This is a genomic window from Flavobacterium sp. CR10, from assembly GCF_055814415.1.
Genome location: NZ_CP185985.1, coordinates 5,257,030 through 5,273,456 on the forward strand (window position 1 = coordinate 5,257,030; position 16,427 = coordinate 5,273,456).

At 33.1% G+C, this 16,427-nt stretch carries 15 protein-coding genes; 9 read left to right on the forward strand and 6 right to left on the reverse strand.

Annotation, left to right across the window (positions count from 1 at the left end):
• Positions 1-12: 12 nt before the first annotated feature.
• The gene (locus tag ACNRYB_RS22020; protein ID WP_008468331.1) at positions 13-276 is read right to left on the reverse strand and encodes a DUF2024 family protein; all 264 of its coding nucleotides are present in this window, start codon (positions 274-276) and stop codon (positions 13-15) included.
• Positions 277-433: 157 nt separating this feature from the next.
• On the opposite strand from ACNRYB_RS22020, the gene ACNRYB_RS22025 reads away from it, so the two are divergent.
• Together ACNRYB_RS22025 and ACNRYB_RS22030 are read left to right on the forward strand one after the other, a co-directional pair.
• Positions 434-1,165, forward strand: coding sequence for a YggS family pyridoxal phosphate-dependent enzyme (locus ACNRYB_RS22025; RefSeq protein WP_129745362.1), 732 nt, complete (start codon positions 434-436; stop codon positions 1,163-1,165).
• Between the two features lie 29 nt (positions 1,166-1,194).
• Positions 1,195-1,899 (forward strand): AAA family ATPase, encoded by a 705-nt coding sequence (locus ACNRYB_RS22030; RefSeq protein ID WP_473728763.1) that lies wholly within the window; start codon positions 1,195-1,197, stop codon positions 1,897-1,899.
• Between the two features lie 368 nt (positions 1,900-2,267).
• Here ACNRYB_RS22030 and ACNRYB_RS22035 read toward each other — a convergent pair whose 3' ends face one another.
• On the reverse strand, positions 2,268-3,713 hold the full coding sequence (locus tag ACNRYB_RS22035; protein ID WP_473728764.1) for a glycosyltransferase family 2 protein: 1,446 nt from the start codon (positions 3,711-3,713) through the stop codon (positions 2,268-2,270).
• A 499-nt stretch (positions 3,714-4,212) separates the two neighbouring features.
• Between ACNRYB_RS22035 and ACNRYB_RS22040 the strand changes: the two genes are divergently transcribed.
• Together ACNRYB_RS22040 and ACNRYB_RS22045 are read left to right on the forward strand one after the other, a co-directional pair.
• On the forward strand, positions 4,213-4,659 hold the full coding sequence (locus ACNRYB_RS22040; RefSeq protein ID WP_473728765.1) for a response regulator: 447 nt from the start codon (positions 4,213-4,215) through the stop codon (positions 4,657-4,659).
• Between the two features lie 12 nt (positions 4,660-4,671).
• Positions 4,672-8,691 carry a PAS domain S-box protein gene (locus tag ACNRYB_RS22045; protein WP_473728766.1) on the forward strand — a complete coding sequence of 1,340 codons (4,020 nt, stop codon included), beginning with the start codon at positions 4,672-4,674 and terminating at the stop codon, positions 8,689-8,691.
• Positions 8,692-8,809: 118 nt separating this feature from the next.
• Here the strand turns inward: ACNRYB_RS22045 and ACNRYB_RS22050 are convergent, their stop codons facing one another.
• Complete coding sequence (locus tag ACNRYB_RS22050; RefSeq protein WP_129745352.1) at positions 8,810-9,226, reverse strand: lipocalin family protein; 417 nt, start codon at positions 9,224-9,226, stop codon at positions 8,810-8,812.
• A gap of 190 nt (positions 9,227-9,416) precedes the next feature.
• Between ACNRYB_RS22050 and ACNRYB_RS22055 the strand changes: the two genes are divergently transcribed.
• From ACNRYB_RS22055 to ACNRYB_RS22065, 3 genes are all read left to right on the forward strand, one after another.
• Positions 9,417-9,608 carry a hypothetical protein gene (locus ACNRYB_RS22055; protein ID WP_129745350.1) on the forward strand — a complete coding sequence of 64 codons (192 nt, stop codon included), beginning with the start codon at positions 9,417-9,419 and terminating at the stop codon, positions 9,606-9,608.
• 320 nt (positions 9,609-9,928) lie between these two features.
• On the forward strand, positions 9,929-10,114 hold the full coding sequence (locus ACNRYB_RS22060) for a hypothetical protein (RefSeq protein ID WP_129745348.1): 186 nt from the start codon (positions 9,929-9,931) through the stop codon (positions 10,112-10,114).
• Positions 10,115-10,398: 284 nt separating this feature from the next.
• The gene (locus ACNRYB_RS22065; RefSeq protein ID WP_129745347.1) at positions 10,399-11,751 is read left to right on the forward strand and encodes a GH1 family beta-glucosidase; all 1,353 of its coding nucleotides are present in this window, start codon (positions 10,399-10,401) and stop codon (positions 11,749-11,751) included.
• Between the two features lie 137 nt (positions 11,752-11,888).
• Here the strand turns inward: ACNRYB_RS22065 and ACNRYB_RS22070 are convergent, their stop codons facing one another.
• Together ACNRYB_RS22070 and ACNRYB_RS22075 are read right to left on the reverse strand one after the other, a co-directional pair.
• A complete protein-coding gene (locus ACNRYB_RS22070; protein ID WP_473728767.1) occupies positions 11,889-12,251 on the reverse strand; it encodes a hypothetical protein in 363 nt (120 codons plus the stop codon).
• Positions 12,252-12,625: 374 nt separating this feature from the next.
• Entirely contained in the window at positions 12,626-13,243 is a 618-nt protein-coding gene (locus ACNRYB_RS22075) for a hypothetical protein (protein ID WP_473728768.1), read from the reverse strand.
• A gap of 554 nt (positions 13,244-13,797) precedes the next feature.
• Between ACNRYB_RS22075 and ACNRYB_RS22080 the strand changes: the two genes are divergently transcribed.
• Entirely contained in the window at positions 13,798-13,977 is a 180-nt protein-coding gene (locus tag ACNRYB_RS22080) for a hypothetical protein (RefSeq protein WP_473728769.1), read from the forward strand.
• A 60-nt stretch (positions 13,978-14,037) separates the two neighbouring features.
• Positions 14,038-15,792, forward strand: coding sequence for a tetratricopeptide repeat-containing sensor histidine kinase (locus ACNRYB_RS22085; RefSeq protein ID WP_473728770.1), 1,755 nt, complete (start codon positions 14,038-14,040; stop codon positions 15,790-15,792).
• Positions 15,793-15,864: 72 nt separating this feature from the next.
• Here ACNRYB_RS22085 and ACNRYB_RS22090 read toward each other — a convergent pair whose 3' ends face one another.
• A complete protein-coding gene (locus ACNRYB_RS22090; protein WP_473728771.1) occupies positions 15,865-16,398 on the reverse strand; it encodes a 5' nucleotidase, NT5C type in 534 nt (177 codons plus the stop codon).
• Positions 16,399-16,427 lie beyond the last annotated feature (29 nt).

A 16,427-nucleotide genomic window follows, 5' to 3' on the forward strand; every position in this document is an offset into this window, starting at 1 on the left:
TTGCAAATTAATTTAATTGCAATTCTCCATTTCAATAATAGAAAACCCATTTGCCCGAATCTGATTTTCAACTTCAATCGGCGCTTTATCAATGTGACAGAAACGGCATTCTTTAGAAGATAAAGTCTGTCCTTCTTGCGCTACACTTTTTAGATATTTTTTACCGTATTCATATACCTGCTCTGCATCGTTAACATTTTCATCTACCAAAATATCAAAGTGCATAATTTTTCCGTCTTTGCGGGTTACGTAGGTATCCCAAACTGCTATTTTCATTTCTTTTTAAGATGCTAAGGTTCTAAGTTACTAAGGTTCTGAGTTTTTTTCTATGCAAATTTATATTGGTTTTCGTAGTGTCAAATCATCCAGTTTTTTCATTTTTTGAAATATACTGGTCCAGCAGAATTTTGCCGTTTAGGTATAGTTTTGCAGTATGAAAAACGAAATTATTTTTAATTTAATTAAAGTGCATCAGCGTATCGAAAATGCCTGTAAAATGGCTGGAAGAAATTCTTCTGATGTTCAGCTTTTATTGGCAACTAAAACGGTTCCTGCAGAAAAAATTCGAATCGCAATTGAGGCTGGCGAAACTTTAATGGGCGAAAACAAAATGCAGGAATTGCGGGATAAAAATGATATTTTGAAAAATCTTCCAATCGAACGCCATTTTATTGGACATCTTCAAACCAACAAAGTAAAAGATGTTTTGAAATATGCTACTTGCATTCAATCTCTAGATCGAATAAATCTGGCTGATGAACTGCAGAAACAACTTCAAAATCAAAACCGAAAATTAGATGTTTTTGTGCAAGTCAATACGTCTTATGAAGAAAGCAAATTTGGTCTAGCTCCAGAAGACGTTTTATCTTTCATTAAAAAAATAAAAACTTACGAGACCTTGAATATTAAAGGTTTAATGACCATTGGACTTTTAGATGTTGAAAAAGAAAAAATGATTCCGTCACTGCGGCTTTTAAGAACTATTCGCGATGAAATTTATTCGGAAGGAATTGAAGGTTTACAAGATCTGAAACTTTCTATGGGAATGTCTCAGGATTTGGAACTTGCTATCGCGGAAGGTTCGAATATGGTTCGAATTGGCACTTCGATATTCGGAAACCGCTTTTTAGGAAAAGAAATCTGGAACGAAAACATTGCAGAATAAAACTTAATTTTGCAGCAAATAATGAGCAGATGAACCTGAATGATCTTACTGTAATTGATACTGAAAAAATTGCTTTAGACGATTTGTTTTTTAGCGATGAAAATAAAGCGGCTTTGCTTCAGATTATCAAAGAGCATCAATATATCGAAGAATTAGAAAAATACAATCTTAAAGTTGACAATAAGATTTTACTGCACGGAAGTTCTGGCTGCGGTAAAACAACAACGGCAAAAGCGATTGCCAATGCATTAGACAAAAAAATTATTATTGTAAACCTCAGCACTGTTGTTGATTCGAGAATTGGTGAAACTTCTAAAAATCTGAAAACCATTTTTGATAAAGCCATTAGAGAAAGAGCGGTTTTATTTTTAGACGAATTTGACCAGATCGGAAAAAGCCGAGACAGCGATGATAAAGATGTCGGCGAAATGAGACGTTTGGTAAACACAATAATCCAACTTTTTGATTATTTTCCTTCTGATAGTTTATTGGTTTGTGCTACCAATCATTACGAAATAATTGACAGTGCTTTATTGAGAAGATTTCAGCTTCGTCTGAAATATGAAATGCCTTCAGAAATACAGCTGAATATTTACTATGATAAAATTTTAAGCAGTTTTCCAGAGCATTTTCAAAATATAGAAAGAAAATATTCAATTTCTTATGCTGAGGCTTTAGACTATATTAATACAACAATGAAAAGACAGATTATTGCTGCTTTGGATTCAAAATAAAAACACATAAAATTAGAAGCAATTTCACGTTGCAATTTTATATGTTCCGTAGGAACATTTCATCGGTAGAAATTTAGATTGACATCATTGTTTTACGTTCTGTAGGAACGTTTGATTGTCATGAATTTTTTACCGATCAAACGTTCCTATGGAACGTGTAACCACAATCCACATTTTAATTCTACCGACGAAACGTTCCTACGGAACGTAATTGGATGATCACCATTTGTTTTCTACCGATGAGACGTTCCTATGGAACGTTGGTTGTACTGGTTATCTTTCTTTAAATCAAAAAACCCGTTGCAAATGTTCGCAACGGGTAATTCTCTTGGGTGGAGTTTTATATATAGAATGAATAGTGTACTTGTTTATAAGCCTCTTGTCAACCAACCTTTTTTGTTGGCAGTTGCAATAGCATAAGGCGCAATCCAGAATAAACTGAAAGTGTAAAAAACACTGTATGAATAAGCCCAGAATGATTCTGAAAGTGTATATCTTTTTGCGTAAAATAGCATTGAAAAACTTGAAAAGATTAAAATTGCCATTAATGTTGAACTCAAAAATAATACTGGGTGAACCGCAATAAAATAAAACATGAACAAAATAAATGGATACGTCATTGCAATTTTGAAAAACTGATTTAAAAACAGCATTCTAGGTCCAAATTTTGATTCTTTTCTGAAATCTGTAAAAACATATTTCGCCATCATAAGGTTCTCACGAACGTTACTTCTCGCCCATCTGATGAACATTTTGTAAAGACCTTTGTATTCTTCAGGAACATTTGTCAATACCACTGCGTTTCTTTGAAATTTAACTTCAAAACCTTGTTTCAAAATCATATTAGTCAAAGCGCGATCTTCTCCAATATCTGATGGCTCTCCCATAAAAGTCTGGTTGATCCACTCTGGAAGACAATTAAATACAGCATCTCTTTTGTACGCTGCCAAAGCGCCTGGCGTACATAATACAGAACCTAACTCGCTTTCTGCAGAACGTTGGAATTCGAAACTCATTACAAAACTTACATTCAGCATTTTTGGCAAAATTGCTTTTTTGTTGTTCAAAACTTGAACGTTTCCTGCAACTGCACCACATTTTTTGTTTACCACAAACGGACTAACCAAGTTTCTTAAAGTATCTTTTTTCACAATAGAATCACTGTCTACTGTTACAAAGATTTCTCCAGTTCCTAATTTAAATCCTCTGTATAATGCCTGACGTTTTCCTTGATTTTTTGACTGCTGAAAAATCGTAACACGATCTCCCAGTTTTGCTTTTGCTTCCTGCATCCAGTACCAAGTATCGTCTTTACTTCCATCATCAATTGCAAGTAGCTGTAATTTTTCTGCTGGATAATCGCTGTCTGCAAGACTCAATAAGGTGTCCCAAACTAATTTTCCTTCATTATAAGCCGGAACGATAATCGTACAAGTTGGCAACAAATCGTCTGATACTGATGGAATTGCTTTGTATCTTAAATACAAGAAAGAGCTATACAAGAAAACTCCTGCCTGATAGAAGAATAAAATTGTTGTAAGGATTAAAAATGGTAATCCCCAAGTCGAAGCAATTCTTTCAAAATGAAATTGTTCAAAATCATCTTGCAATAGATATACTGCACCAACGCCTGCTAGCAGTAATAAAAAAGTTCCGATAAGAACTGCCAACCCGAACGGACTTGTTGGTCTTTCTACAAATACTTTTTGTGATTTTTGTTTTGTTCCGAAAAAGGAACCGTTTATTGTTTTTTCGCTGATTGCTGAACTGCTGTTCGCATAAAATTGTTCTGAGATAATTGTTTCGCTTTTCATGCTTATACTCCTTTTTTAATTTCCTTAAATTGGCTTTTAGTAAAATCTTTTCCTTTCAAAAAACGGACACATCAAAGATTTTGACATAAACACAATTTACAAGCGGCATGCCAATACAGTTCTAAACTGGTATAGAGCCGTTTAGAAAAATAGGCACAAAAAAGAGTGTGTAATTATTTTACACTTTTTGGATACGGTAAACAATAAAAATAGAGAATTTGGAATTGAAAAAGTGAGATTTCAAAAGGATTCAGAGTGTTTTGCTTTTCCTTTTTTGGAAAAAAAGCGAAATCTCAAAAATAATTTTCTGACGAAAAAACCGTTAGAAAATACTAGAACGCTATTATTAAAATAAAATTGTCTTAGAAACAAAAAACAGATTCAAAAAGACCTTTTTTTCGACTTTTAAAAAACATTCTTCACAAAAAAACAGAAAATCTTAGCGAAAAAAGTTAAATTTATCCAGATAAACTAAACCGTAAAATATAGGAGACTACAAATGAGTAAAGAGCATTACCATCTTTTACTGGCTGACGATGACGAAGACGACTGCCTTTTCTTTAAAGAAGCTCTCGATGAAATAGCTGTATGCACTGATCTTTTAACTGTAAATGATGGAGTGCAAGTAATGAATTATTTAAAAAATAATGTTTTAAATCTACCTGATGTTCTTTTTTTAGATCTGAATATGCCTTTAAAAAATGGTTTGGAATGTTTGGATGAAATAAAGAATGACGAAAGGTTAGAAAATCTGCCCATTGTCATTTTCTCAACTTCACTGGATAATGAAATCGTAAACAAACTATATCAAAAAGGTGCTTCTTATTATATTCGAAAACCTGGTGACTTTACCAAACTCAAAAGTGTAATAGCAAAAGCATTGACCATTGCACCGGAAAATAATTTCAAACAGCCCGAAAGAGCCAATTTCATATTGCAACCTTAATCTTCTTTGGAAATGAACCGCAAAAAAAAGGAACATTATTTTATTTCCCAAGAAGGTGAAATGGGAGATTTAATTCGTTCTGCAGATTGGAGCAAAACCTCTTTGGGCAATCCAGAAAATTGGCCGCAAAGTTTAAAAACCATGACGGCAATGATACTTGGCAATCCGTTTGGAATGTACATTGCTTGGGGAGAAAATTATACGCAATTGTATAATGATGCTTTTCGTCCAATTCTTGGCGTTTCTAAGCATCCTGAAGCATTAGGCAGAAGTTCCCGAGAAACATTTAGCGAAATATGGGATACTATAGGTCCAATGTTTGCCGATGTTATGAAAGGACATGCCGTAAGTTTTCCTGATTTTAAAGTGCCTCTTCACCGAAATGGCTATACCGAAGATTGCTTTTTTGATTTTTCGTATAGTCCGATAAAAATAGAAGACGGTTCTATTGGCGGAATTTTGGTTACCGTTATCGAAACTACCGAAAAGAAAATTGTCGCAGATGCTTTACAGGAAAGCAATGCACGATTTGTCAATAATATTATGCAAGCTCCGGTGGCAATGTGCATTTTTAGAGGCAAAAATCATGTTGTTGAAATTGTCAACGAACAAATGCTGCAGCTTTGGGAAGCAAAAGAAGAAAATGTTATAAATAAACCTATTTTTGAAGTTCTGCCAGGATTAAAAAAACAAGGCTTTGATGAAATTCTTCACAACGTTTTTACAGACGGAAAAAAAATTACCACAGACGAATTATTTGTCCAATTAAATCGAAATGGACAAACTGAAAATACGTATATCAATTTTGTTTACGAAGCTTTGCGTGAACCTGACGGGACTATTTCGGGCGTTGCAGCAATTGCTACAGAAGTTACGGCTCAGGTTTTGGCGCGTTCAAAAGTAGAAGAAAGCGAACAAAAGATAAGACAGCTGGTTGAAAATGCCCCTTTTCCGATTGCGGTTTATGTCGGAAAAGAAATGCGCATTGAATTGGCAAACGATTCCATAATTAAAATTTGGGGAAAAGGTCCCGATGTGATTGGAAAAACATACACCGAAATTCTACCAGAATTAAAGGATGAACCGATTTTTGAACAAGTAGAAATGGTATACAAAACAGGAATACCCTTTCATTCAAAAAATTCAAAAATTAATCTTATTGTAGACAACGTTCTAAAAACCTCTTATTTTGACTACAGCTTTACGCCACTTTATGATAACTACGGGAATGTATATGGCGTAATGAATACTGGGGTTGAAATAACTGATTTATATTTAACCAAACAAAAAATCGAGGAAAGCGACAAGCGTTTCCGCGACACTGTAAGACAAGCTCCTGTTGGAATTACGATTCTTCGAGGATCAGAATATATTGTAGAAATGGCCAACGAGGCTTATCTAAAATTGGTAGACAAAGAAGAGCAAACTTTTGTTGGCAGACCATTGTACGATTCTCTTCCAGAAGTTAAAGAAACCGTAAGCGCTTTATTGGACAATGTTTTAAATACCGGAATTCCTTTTCATGGAATTGAAGTTCCTGTTCCTTTAAACCGATATGGAAAAATAGAAACTTCTTATTTTGATTTTCTTTACCACCCATTAAAAGAAGAAAACGGAAACATTTCTGGAATTTTAGTAACAGCTACTGAAGTCACTGAAAAAGTAGAAGCTAGAAAAAAAATTGAATTAAATGAGGAACGCCTCAAAATTGTAGTTGAAGCCAGCGAATTGGGTACATGGGAATTGAATGTTAAAACTAGAATCCCAACTTATTCTCAGAGATATCTTGAAATTCTTGGCGGTTATAAGGAAGAAGTGACATTAACCCACGAAGAATTATTGGCTCATCTTCATCCTGATGATTTACATATTAGAAATAAAGGTTTTAAGGAAGCTTTAAGTACAGGTTTCTTAAATTATGAAGTCCGTGTAATTTGGAAAGACCAATCAATACACTGGATTGAAGGAAAAGGAAAAGTTTTTTATGATGAAAATCATGAACCTGAAAAACTAATCGGTACCATTCGAGATATTACTGAAGAAAAAAAATACAATCAGAAAATTGAAGAGAGCGAAAAGAAACTTCGCAATCTTATTATGCAATCGCCTGTTCCAAAAGCTATTTTGCGAGGAAATGATTTTGTTATTGAAATGGCCAATTTTGTGCTTTTGAAGAATATCTGGAAAAAAGAAGAAAGCCAAGTTCAAGGAAAAAAAATATTAGAAATATTTCCGGAGCTCAAAAAACAGAAATATGCTGATTTACTCAAAAAAGTTTACGAATCTGGAAATGTCTATTCAGAATCTGAATCTTTACTTTTTATTGACAATGAAAAAACCGGCAATCAGTTTTATGTAGATTTTGAATTTGCACCGCTTCGCGAAAGCGATAATTCGATTTCTGGAATTAGAATGACACTTATTGATGTTACAGAAAAAGTCGAAGCTAGAAAAAAAATCGAAGAAAGCGAGAAAAGATTCCGTTCTCTTACCGAGAGTATTCCGCAATTAATCTGGGAAACTGATGCCGATGGAAATGCTCTTTTCACTTCGGGAAGATGGCTAGAATATACTGGCATCGAACCAGGAGTTGAAGGATCATGGCAGAAAATGATTCACCCAGATGATTTTGATGAAAATGTCAAAATCTGGCAGCATGCGCTTGCGACAGGAGAAATGTACCGCTGCGATGTAAGAATGCGCAGAAAAGACGGTTCGTACAGATGGCATACCGTTATTGGCGAACCCGTTTTAGGACTCGATAATAAAATTGTAAAATGGGTAGGTGCCTTTACCGATATTCATACCGAAAAAGCTTTTACGCACGAACTTGAACAACAGGTTACAGCGAGAACTAGAGAATTAATTCAGATTAATGAATCACTTCGTAAAAGTGAAGAACGTTATCATTTAATGGTCGAAGAAGTTCAAGAATATTCAATTCTCTACTTGAATTCTAATGGTATTGTAGAAAACTGGAATGTAGGAGCTGAAAAGATTAAAGGCTACAAATCAGACGAAATTATCGGAAAATATTTTGCTATTTTCTATACCAAAGAAGATCAGAAAAACAAACTGCCAGAGAAACTTTTAACGCTAGCAAGAGAAAAAGGAAAAGTGATTCATGAAGGTTGGCGTGCACGTAAAGACGGAAGTTTATTCTGGGCAAGTGTGGTTATTACGGCTGTACATAATAAAAAAGGCGATGTCATTGGTTTTTCAAAAGTTACCCATGACTTAACCGAAAGAAAAAAGGCTGATGATAAATTAAAAATGAATGCACTCGAGCTCGAGCAGAAAAACAATGAGTTGGAAGAAATGAACAAAGAGCTCCAGTCATTTGCTTATATTTCGAGTCATGATTTGCAGGAACCACTTAGAAAAATACAGACTTTTGCTTCTCAGATTATTGAGAAAGAAGCTGAACGTTTATCCGAAAACGGAAAAGATAAATTTAAAAGAATGCAGAACGCCGCACAGCGAATGCAAACTTTAATTAATGATTTATTGGCTTATTCAAGAACAAATGCCCAAGAACGTATTTTTATTAAAACAGATCTTGCACAAATTGTACATGAAGTAAAAGAAGATTTAACCGAAGAATTAGAACAAAAAAGTGCTGTAATCGAAATTGAGCAAACCTGTGAAGTTGAAATTATTCCGTTTCAATTCAAGCAATTGCTATACAACCTCATCAGTAATTCTTTAAAATTTTCAAATCCTGACATTCCAATTGTAATAAAAATTAAAAGTAAATGTGCTTTAGGAAAAGATTTAGAAAATGAAAAACTTATTCCTGCCAAGAAATATTGCCATATAGAAGTTTCTGATAACGGAATCGGTTTTGAAGCTCAGTACAACAAAAAAATATTTGAAGTTTTTCAGCGTCTTCACGGGAGAGACCGTTACAATGGAACCGGAATTGGATTGGCAATTGTGAAAAAAATTGTAGAAAACCATAACGGAATCATTACAGCTTCTGGCATTCAGAATAAAGGAGCTTCTTTTGATATTTATATTCCGGTAGAATAAGAATTTTAAATTCCAATTTCTAAATTTCAAACTCCAAATTCATAAAAAAACGGAAACTGCAAATAAGCGGTTTCCGTTTTTCATTTCAAACGAAATTGAAATTATCTCAAAACAAATTTTATCTAGTATAAACCGTAATTATACCTGTTGTTTTGTCTTTAATTTTTAGTTCTTTGTTGGTAAGGTTCATGATATCACTAGTTGAACTTACGTTACCAACAGTAATAGTCAAATCATTATGCGATCTTACATAAGTACCAGTAGTTTCTGTTAAAGCACAATCAGAGCCATTATAATCACCAATAACTGCTGCATTACTTAATCTTAAGTCTAAATAATCTCCAGGACATCCACTTTGGTTTTGTGGAGCATCAACTAAAACTTCTTGACCATTAACAATTGTTCCCGTTTTGCTTAGATTATATTTCCCCTGAATTGGAACTATTGTTTCTCCTTCATTATCGTCGTTACTACAAGAGGTTACGAACATTCCCGCGCTTAAGGCTAATACGAATAATATTTTTCTACTTTTCATGATTTCTTTGTTTTTTATTAATTTAATTCAATAATGCTAAATTAAAAGTAAATAATTATAAGAAATTTCATGATTTTACGAATATTTTACATAAATCTCATTTTACCATTAAAAATCATTTTTTTTTTACACAAATAACAAATTAAGTGTATTTTAGATATATTAATAACCTATTTAATTTTATAAGAAAATGAAAAAACTAATCGTCTTCGGTCTGTTTGCATTGTTTAGCTTTACAGCTTTTTCTTGCACTTCCGACGAAACAGAAACAAACGGATTAAAAACTGAAACCAAAAAAGAGAGAGTACTCTCTGAAGGACAAGCAAGTGAACCAGATGGCCCTGGTGATGACCCAATCAATCTTCCGCCACCAAAAAAATAATTCAAGCAACAATTGCTTAATCTAAATTACTTTAACATTAAAAAATTACTTTTATTCAGCATTTAAGTTTTACGACTTATTCTAATAGCAACTGATCCAGATGATGATCCCATAATTGTGCCATCATCTCCTAAAAAGTAATTGGATTTAAATGAGAGTCCCCTTTTAAGTATTTCCATTTAAAGCATGTCCTACCAAAAATTGGTGATTGTACAAAGATTTTAGATAAATTGAATTGTAAAATTGGAGTATAGTATTGCATCTTAAATAATTATTACTGCTTTAAAAAAAATATTCATAACCATTTAATTTTATAAAAAATGAAAAAACAACTACTATTTGGCATGCTTATCTTATTGAGTTTTGCCACTTATTCTTGTACGGCCGATGATTCGGAAACTACTGGAGCGAAAACAAAAGTTGCAAAAGAAACACCTCTAACGGGTGCAAGCGCAGACGGCCCAGATGACAAAGTGCCTCCTCCCCCTCCTCCAGAGGATAATTAACTTTAATCAGCTAAAAAAGGGAACATCCAAAGATTGCTCCCTTTTATTCTTTTTAATTATTATTTTCCTTTTTCCTCACTTCTTACAAAACAATTTAATCATTTGATAATAATCACTTTACAATAATTTCACATTAGTTTTCTTAATTTGATATAAAACTAATAGTTATGAAATTCTTTAATCTAAAATTCCTAATATCATTCAAAGAATGGCTTTTTTTAAGAGCAATGCAATCTTCTTTCCTACATTAATAAACCATTATAAATAAAGGAAAGCAGTATTGAATGAATAAAATTGAAAGCTCATTTTTGAATAGAAACCAATTTGGTAAAGATTTCTTGTGGGGTGTCTCAACCGCCGCTTTCCAAATTGAAGGAGCGCATGATTCTGATGGAAAAGGTTCTTCTATTTGGGATGTTTTTACTTCTCAAAAAGGAAAAATCAAAAACGGACATCATGCCATAACTGCTTGTGATTTTTACAACTGCTATCAGGACGATATTAATTTAATCAAGGAATTAAATATTCCGAATTTTAGATTTTCTATCAGCTGGCCTAGAATTATGCCGACTGGCGTTCATCCTATCAATCAAGCAGGCATCGATTATTACAACAAAATTATAGATTCACTTCTGGCCTCTGGAATAGAACCTTGGATAACACTCTATCATTGGGACTTACCTCACGAACTTGAAGTAAAAGGAGGCTGGACAAACCGCGAATCGGTTTCTTGGTTTAAAGAATATGTCGAAGTCTGCGTACAATATTTTGGCGATCGCGTTAAAAACTGGATGGTGATAAACGAACCTTCCGTCTTTACTGGAGCAGGTTATTTTTTAGGCATTCATGCACCTGGAAAAAAAGGAATCACCAATTATCTTAAAGCGATGCACCACGTTACTCTGGCAACTTCAGCTGGAGCCAAAATAATTCGCGAACGAATTCCAGATGCCAACATCGGAACCACGTTTTCATGTACGCACATTGAACCTGCAACAGAAAACGCAAAAGATATTGAAGCTGCAAAACGTGTTGATACTTTATTGAACAGAACTTTTATAGAACCCATTTTAGGATTAGGTTATCCGCAGAAAGAGCTTCCGGTTCTAAAAAAATTGAATAATTATATCCTTGAAGACGATTTAAACAATCTCACTTTCGATTTTGATTTCATCGGATTACAATGCTATACTCGTGAGGTGGTAAAATCATCTATTTTAACTCCCTACATTGGCGCTGAACTGATAAGTGCCGAAAAAAGAAATGTGATTTCGACTGATATGGGTTGGGAAGTTTATCCGCCGGCAATGTATCATATTCTTAAGAAGTTTAATGAATATGACGGAATCAAAAAAATAATCATCACCGAAAACGGAGCCGCTTTTCCAGACACCGTTCAAAACGGAAAAGTTCATGATATAAAACGAACCCATTTTATTCAAGATAATTTAGAACAGATATTACGTGCCAAAGAAGAAGGCTTAAATGTAGAAGGCTATTTCGTATGGAGTCTGACTGATAATTTTGAATGGGCCGAAGGTTATAACGCCCGATTCGGACTAATCCATGTGGATTTTGAAACCCAAAAACGAACTATAAAAAACTCTGGATTATGGTTTAAGGATTTCTTATCCTGATTTTACCGCTAAGTACGCTAAGTATTTTAAAATAACTTTCAGTTAAAAACAAAGTTCGCAAAGCTATGTATAAATTGCTTTGCGAACTTTGCGTTTATCTTTGTGCCTTTGCGGTTAAAAATTAGCCTCAAATAGCATTAAGACTTGTATTTATAATTCTGTTTTAAGATCCCAACATGAATCTTTCCATTAGCTTTTAAATTAGTTATAATCCTGATATATTTCTCTTCGGGATATTTTACTTCAAAACTAAAGGTTGTATCTTTTGCTTTAACCTGAAGCAAATGTTTTCCTTCGCCAGATGTTGACAAGCTTATCGTTTCGTAAGTCGGGAGCGCTTCTGTTGCTTTTAAGTTAATTTCTTTTAGTTTTTCTTTATCCAGAAATACTTCTAGTTTTAAGTTGTCCAATTTCATATTGGTTGGCTGTTCAAACGAGACAACGTATTTTTTACAGCTGACAGTGCATAAAACAATTAATAGTATTAGGAGCTTTTTCATAAGGGGTATTTTAAACTGATCGTTATTAAAAATCAAAACCATTTTTAGTGTTTGATAAATATAAATAATTTTATTTCAATCCAGCCGAAAAAACAATTTTTACATTTTTATAGAATAAATAATTAAGCAAAAAAACTCAAAAAAATTTCTTCAAAAAAAGAGAAAAAAAAAGCAAAAAAACCTGTTATTTCACTGAATTTCATTAGGTTTATCGAGATTTTTTTCTTATCTTTATTGTGTAAATAACAGTAAATATATGCCGAAAAACAAACTTTTTAAACGCCACAATCACCCTACAAAAAAACATTCTTTTTCTCTCTTCAAGCATTTTATTTTTAAAAATGCATCGGATTTTCATTTCGAAATTATCCCTTTTAACTTTTTTTCTGCACCAAATATAAACATGCAGAAGAAACTAGAGCAACTGCTCCAACAGCAACCGTAATTATTTTGCGAGGATATATTTTCTGAACCATTGTTTTAGAAAATAGATCTTTAAAATTCAGTACAGAATTTCTCTTTTGGGAAACTTCTCTAGACTCTTCATTTTCATTTTTTACCAAAACATTCTTTTCTATGCCATTACTATCAATTTCAGCGGTTACATTCTTAACTTGTTTTGCTTCTTCAATTCTACATTTTTCATTGAATTTTTTAAAAGGGCGCGGCTGAAAATCGACTATTACTGCTGCAAGATTTATGGCATCAATATTTGATGGATGTGTTTCGCCTTTAAAGAAAGTTTCAATAGGCCTAAACTTATCTTTTTGATTTTTAAACTTATTCTTTTGAGTATAATCAAAATCTACGCACAGTAAATTCCTAAAAACTTTTAAATCGTCTTGAGTCGGATTATCCTCAAAAATAATCCAGCACAAATCGCGAAGCTTTCCGCGTGAAGGATGGTACAAAAAATCAAAGTACTCCCCGTCTTTTTCGATCTCGTATTTAATTTTAATCGCCTTTTTATATTCTTCTAATGTATTGTTCATCTTACTTTTTTAGAAAATTCTTTTGACTCCTTTTATTTCCATTTTTAACTAAAACTTTTTTATATGCCTTTATTTTCAACCTCTAAGTTTAATCATTACAAACAATTCAATTTCTGTTCCATATCTATACTATTTCTATATTTTTTTTAATAGTTCGCACCCAACTTTTGACAGACTTATTGCATCTATTATAATAAGAGATTTGTCTAAAATTAAATAATTCAAACTAGACTTTTAAGCTTTCTCTGGGAATTTCTGGGAATCTCAGGAAAACGCGGGAATTCCGGGAATCCCTTGCCAGTTAAGGCCTGGAAGCTCCTTTACTTTGCATCAAGAAATTAGTTCAGGTTTTGTCTGCAGACTAAAACAATAATGAAAACCAGTTCTAATTAAGAGTGTAAAAAAACTGTAAGACCGAGTTTATTCGGGAAGTATAAATAACGTCTTACTGTTCTACACACTTCACTTCCCAAAACCAATGTTGGTATTGTCCCAAAGCCTCTGGATCATTCCGGACAGCAATACCTATGTCTAATTTCTTAAAAATAAACAAAATGAAAAAACTAATACTATTTATCGCTTTTGCGCTATTGTTCACGATATTTTCTTGCACTCCTGATGAGTACGAGACACAAACAGTTAAAAAAACTGAAAAAACTACCCAGCCTTCATACGCTGGCGGTGAAAATCCTGATGGTCCTGGTGACGGTGGAGGACTACCAGTCAAACCATAATTTTAATAAATATATTTTTAGTATCTAATTAATTACTAATTTCGGGGAAAGTAAATTTATATGTTACGGTCCCCGTTTTTTTATTTTATTCTACTTCTCTCACTTTTTTCCTGCAAGAAAGAAAGTTCTACTACTCCTAAAACTGAATCAATTAAAAAAGAAGCACTTAGCTTACGAGATATAGCAGATGAAAATTTTCTGAAACAAAATTTAAATACAGCTTTTTATCAGTTCAATAAATCAAAAATACTTTTTGAAACTTTAAAAGACAGTGCTAATATTTCCTATATACTTATCCAAATGGCATCCATTCAACAAATCAATGGAGACTATTATGGTAGTAAGGAAACAGTAACCGAAGCATTACCATATGCTAAAAAAAACAGAAACCACACGGCTTGTATATATAATAGACTTGGTATTGCCGATAAAGAACTTTCTCTTTATAATGATGCCATTTTTTATTATAAAGAAGCATTAAATTCTTTTGAAAATCCTGTAGAAAAACAAACTCCATTAAACAACATCGCAGCTGTTTATATCCAACAAAAAAAATATGATAAAGCAATTCCCATCTTAGATTCTCTTTTACAATCGCTTTCAAGTAAAGATTTAAAAGAGAAAGCTACGCCATATGACAAGTCATTACTACTAGACAACTTGGGCTATGCTTACTTTAAAAAAGGATTGGACGAAAAGGGAATCCTATTAATGAGTGAAGGTTTAAAGACAAGAATTAAATCTGCAGATACTTATGGAAGTATTGAAAGTTATTTGCATCTAGCAGATTATTATTCTGAAAAAGACAAAAAAAAATCAGATGAAAACGCTCTTGCCGCATATAACATTTCTACAAAACTCAATAGCATCGACGAAAGATTAGAAGCACTTCAAATATTAATTTCAAATGATAATAGTTCTAATACTGCAAAATACACTCAAAAGTACTTTACTCTGAACGACAGTATTATTAAAGTTCGCAATAATTTTAAAAATAAGTCTGCCAAAATTAAGTACGATGCCAAAAAGGAAAAAGAGGAAAATGAAAAACTCCGTTTAGAAAAAGCCGAGAATCAATTATCGCTTCAAAGAGCCAAATACCTAAAAATCGTATCGGCAATTGTTTTTACTTTTTTAGTTATTTTAATATTCATTTTGATACGTTATTATAAAAATAAAAACAAAGCCATCGAATTTAAAACTTCGTACAACACCGAAACCCGAATTGCTAAAAAAATCCATGATGAATTGGCAAACGACGTTTTCCAAGTTATTGCTTTTGCTGAATCTCAGCCATTATCTGTAGAAAACACCAAAGAGAATCTGCTGCAAAAACTGGATGACATTTATAGTCGCGTAAGGGGAATTTCAAGAGAAAACAATAGTATCGATACTGGAGTAAACTTTACCCACAGCATAAAAGAAATGCTCTCTGCCTATAATACGCGAGAAAGAAATATCATGATTACCAATTTAGAAGACATAAATTGGGAAGACATTGACGATATAAAAAAAATCACCATCAGCCGAATTTTACAGGAACTAATGGTAAACATGAAAAAGCACAGCGAAGCAAGTATTGTGGTTATACGATTTGAAAGTGACCAGAAATCAATTTCAATAAATTATAGGGATAATGGTAAAGGCTGCGAAAAAACTATGCTTGTGAAAAATGGCCTTCAAAACATGTCAAATCGCATTGTAGCGGTTAACGGAACATTTGATATTGACACAGAGCCTGGCAAAGGATTTAAAGTAAAAATATCGATGCCAGAACAAACTCAGATTAAGGTAAAAGAAAAATTCGCTTATTAAATAAAAAACCTTTCAGAATTAATCTGAAAAGCTTTTCTCTTCAAAAACAATACTATTATAACCTTTTCCAGCTTATAATGTTTCGTTCAAAACAGCCACAGCTTCTTTCCAGTTATTTACTCGCAAATGGTGCGTTTTGTTTATATTGTGAAAGGCCGTAAACATAATTGGTTTGCCCATGCAATAATCTAAATTTTTACAGTGGTCGTCTATCAAGTAATCGGTATTTATGATTCTTTTACTGCCGCATAAAACTATATTTTCCCATTTTATAAAGGGAAAATGTTCGCCCAGCCAAGCCACTTTTTCGGCAAGTGAAATTGGAAATTCTGTTGCTGCCGAAACAATAAAAATCTCAAAATTCTTTTGGAGTTCTTGCAAACTTTCGACTGCATCTGGCATTACTGGCAGGTTTCTAAAAAAGTTTCCCTTATTTAAAATTCCGTGCAAAAGCGCTCTTTCTTTAAAAGCTTCTTCTTCACTTAATCCTTGAATTCCCTCTTTCGTAAGGTTCATTCCGTATTCTTTATTGTACTCTTCAATCAATTGGGATTCTATATCGGCTAGCACCCCATCCATATCAACTGCAATGGTTTTCTTTCTCATGATAATTTTATTTTGCGGTAAAATTATGC

Excerpts from the sequence above, each read along its gene's own strand:
- ACNRYB_RS22090 (WP_473728771.1), bottom strand. The coding sequence starts at position 16,398 with ATGAGAAAGAAAACCATTGCAGTTGATATGGATGGGGTGCTAGCCGAT.
- ACNRYB_RS22035 (WP_473728764.1), bottom strand. The coding sequence starts at position 3,713 with ATGAAAAGCGAAACAATTATCTCAGAACAATTTTATGCGAACAGCAGT.
- ACNRYB_RS22050 (WP_129745352.1), bottom strand. The coding sequence starts at position 9,226 with ATGAAAAGTAGAAAAATATTATTCGTATTAGCCTTAAGCGCGGGAATG.
- ACNRYB_RS22060 (WP_129745348.1), top strand. The coding sequence starts at position 9,929 with ATGAAAAAACAACTACTATTTGGCATGCTTATCTTATTGAGTTTTGCC.
- ACNRYB_RS22065 (WP_129745347.1), top strand. The coding sequence starts at position 10,399 with ATGAATAAAATTGAAAGCTCATTTTTGAATAGAAACCAATTTGGTAAA.
- ACNRYB_RS22055 (WP_129745350.1), top strand. The coding sequence starts at position 9,417 with ATGAAAAAACTAATCGTCTTCGGTCTGTTTGCATTGTTTAGCTTTACA.
- ACNRYB_RS22070 (WP_473728767.1), bottom strand. The coding sequence starts at position 12,251 with ATGAAAAAGCTCCTAATACTATTAATTGTTTTATGCACTGTCAGCTGT.
- ACNRYB_RS22030 (WP_473728763.1), top strand. The coding sequence starts at position 1,195 with ATGAACCTGAATGATCTTACTGTAATTGATACTGAAAAAATTGCTTTA.
- ACNRYB_RS22020 (WP_008468331.1), bottom strand. The coding sequence starts at position 276 with ATGAAAATAGCAGTTTGGGATACCTACGTAACCCGCAAAGACGGAAAA.
- ACNRYB_RS22040 (WP_473728765.1), top strand. The coding sequence starts at position 4,213 with ATGAGTAAAGAGCATTACCATCTTTTACTGGCTGACGATGACGAAGAC.
- ACNRYB_RS22075 (WP_473728768.1), bottom strand. The coding sequence starts at position 13,243 with ATGAACAATACATTAGAAGAATATAAAAAGGCGATTAAAATTAAATAC.
- ACNRYB_RS22080 (WP_473728769.1), top strand. The coding sequence starts at position 13,798 with ATGAAAAAACTAATACTATTTATCGCTTTTGCGCTATTGTTCACGATA.
- ACNRYB_RS22025 (WP_129745362.1), top strand. The coding sequence starts at position 434 with ATGAAAAACGAAATTATTTTTAATTTAATTAAAGTGCATCAGCGTATC.
- ACNRYB_RS22045 (WP_473728766.1), top strand. The coding sequence starts at position 4,672 with ATGAACCGCAAAAAAAAGGAACATTATTTTATTTCCCAAGAAGGTGAA.
- ACNRYB_RS22085 (WP_473728770.1), top strand. The coding sequence starts at position 14,038 with ATGTTACGGTCCCCGTTTTTTTATTTTATTCTACTTCTCTCACTTTTT.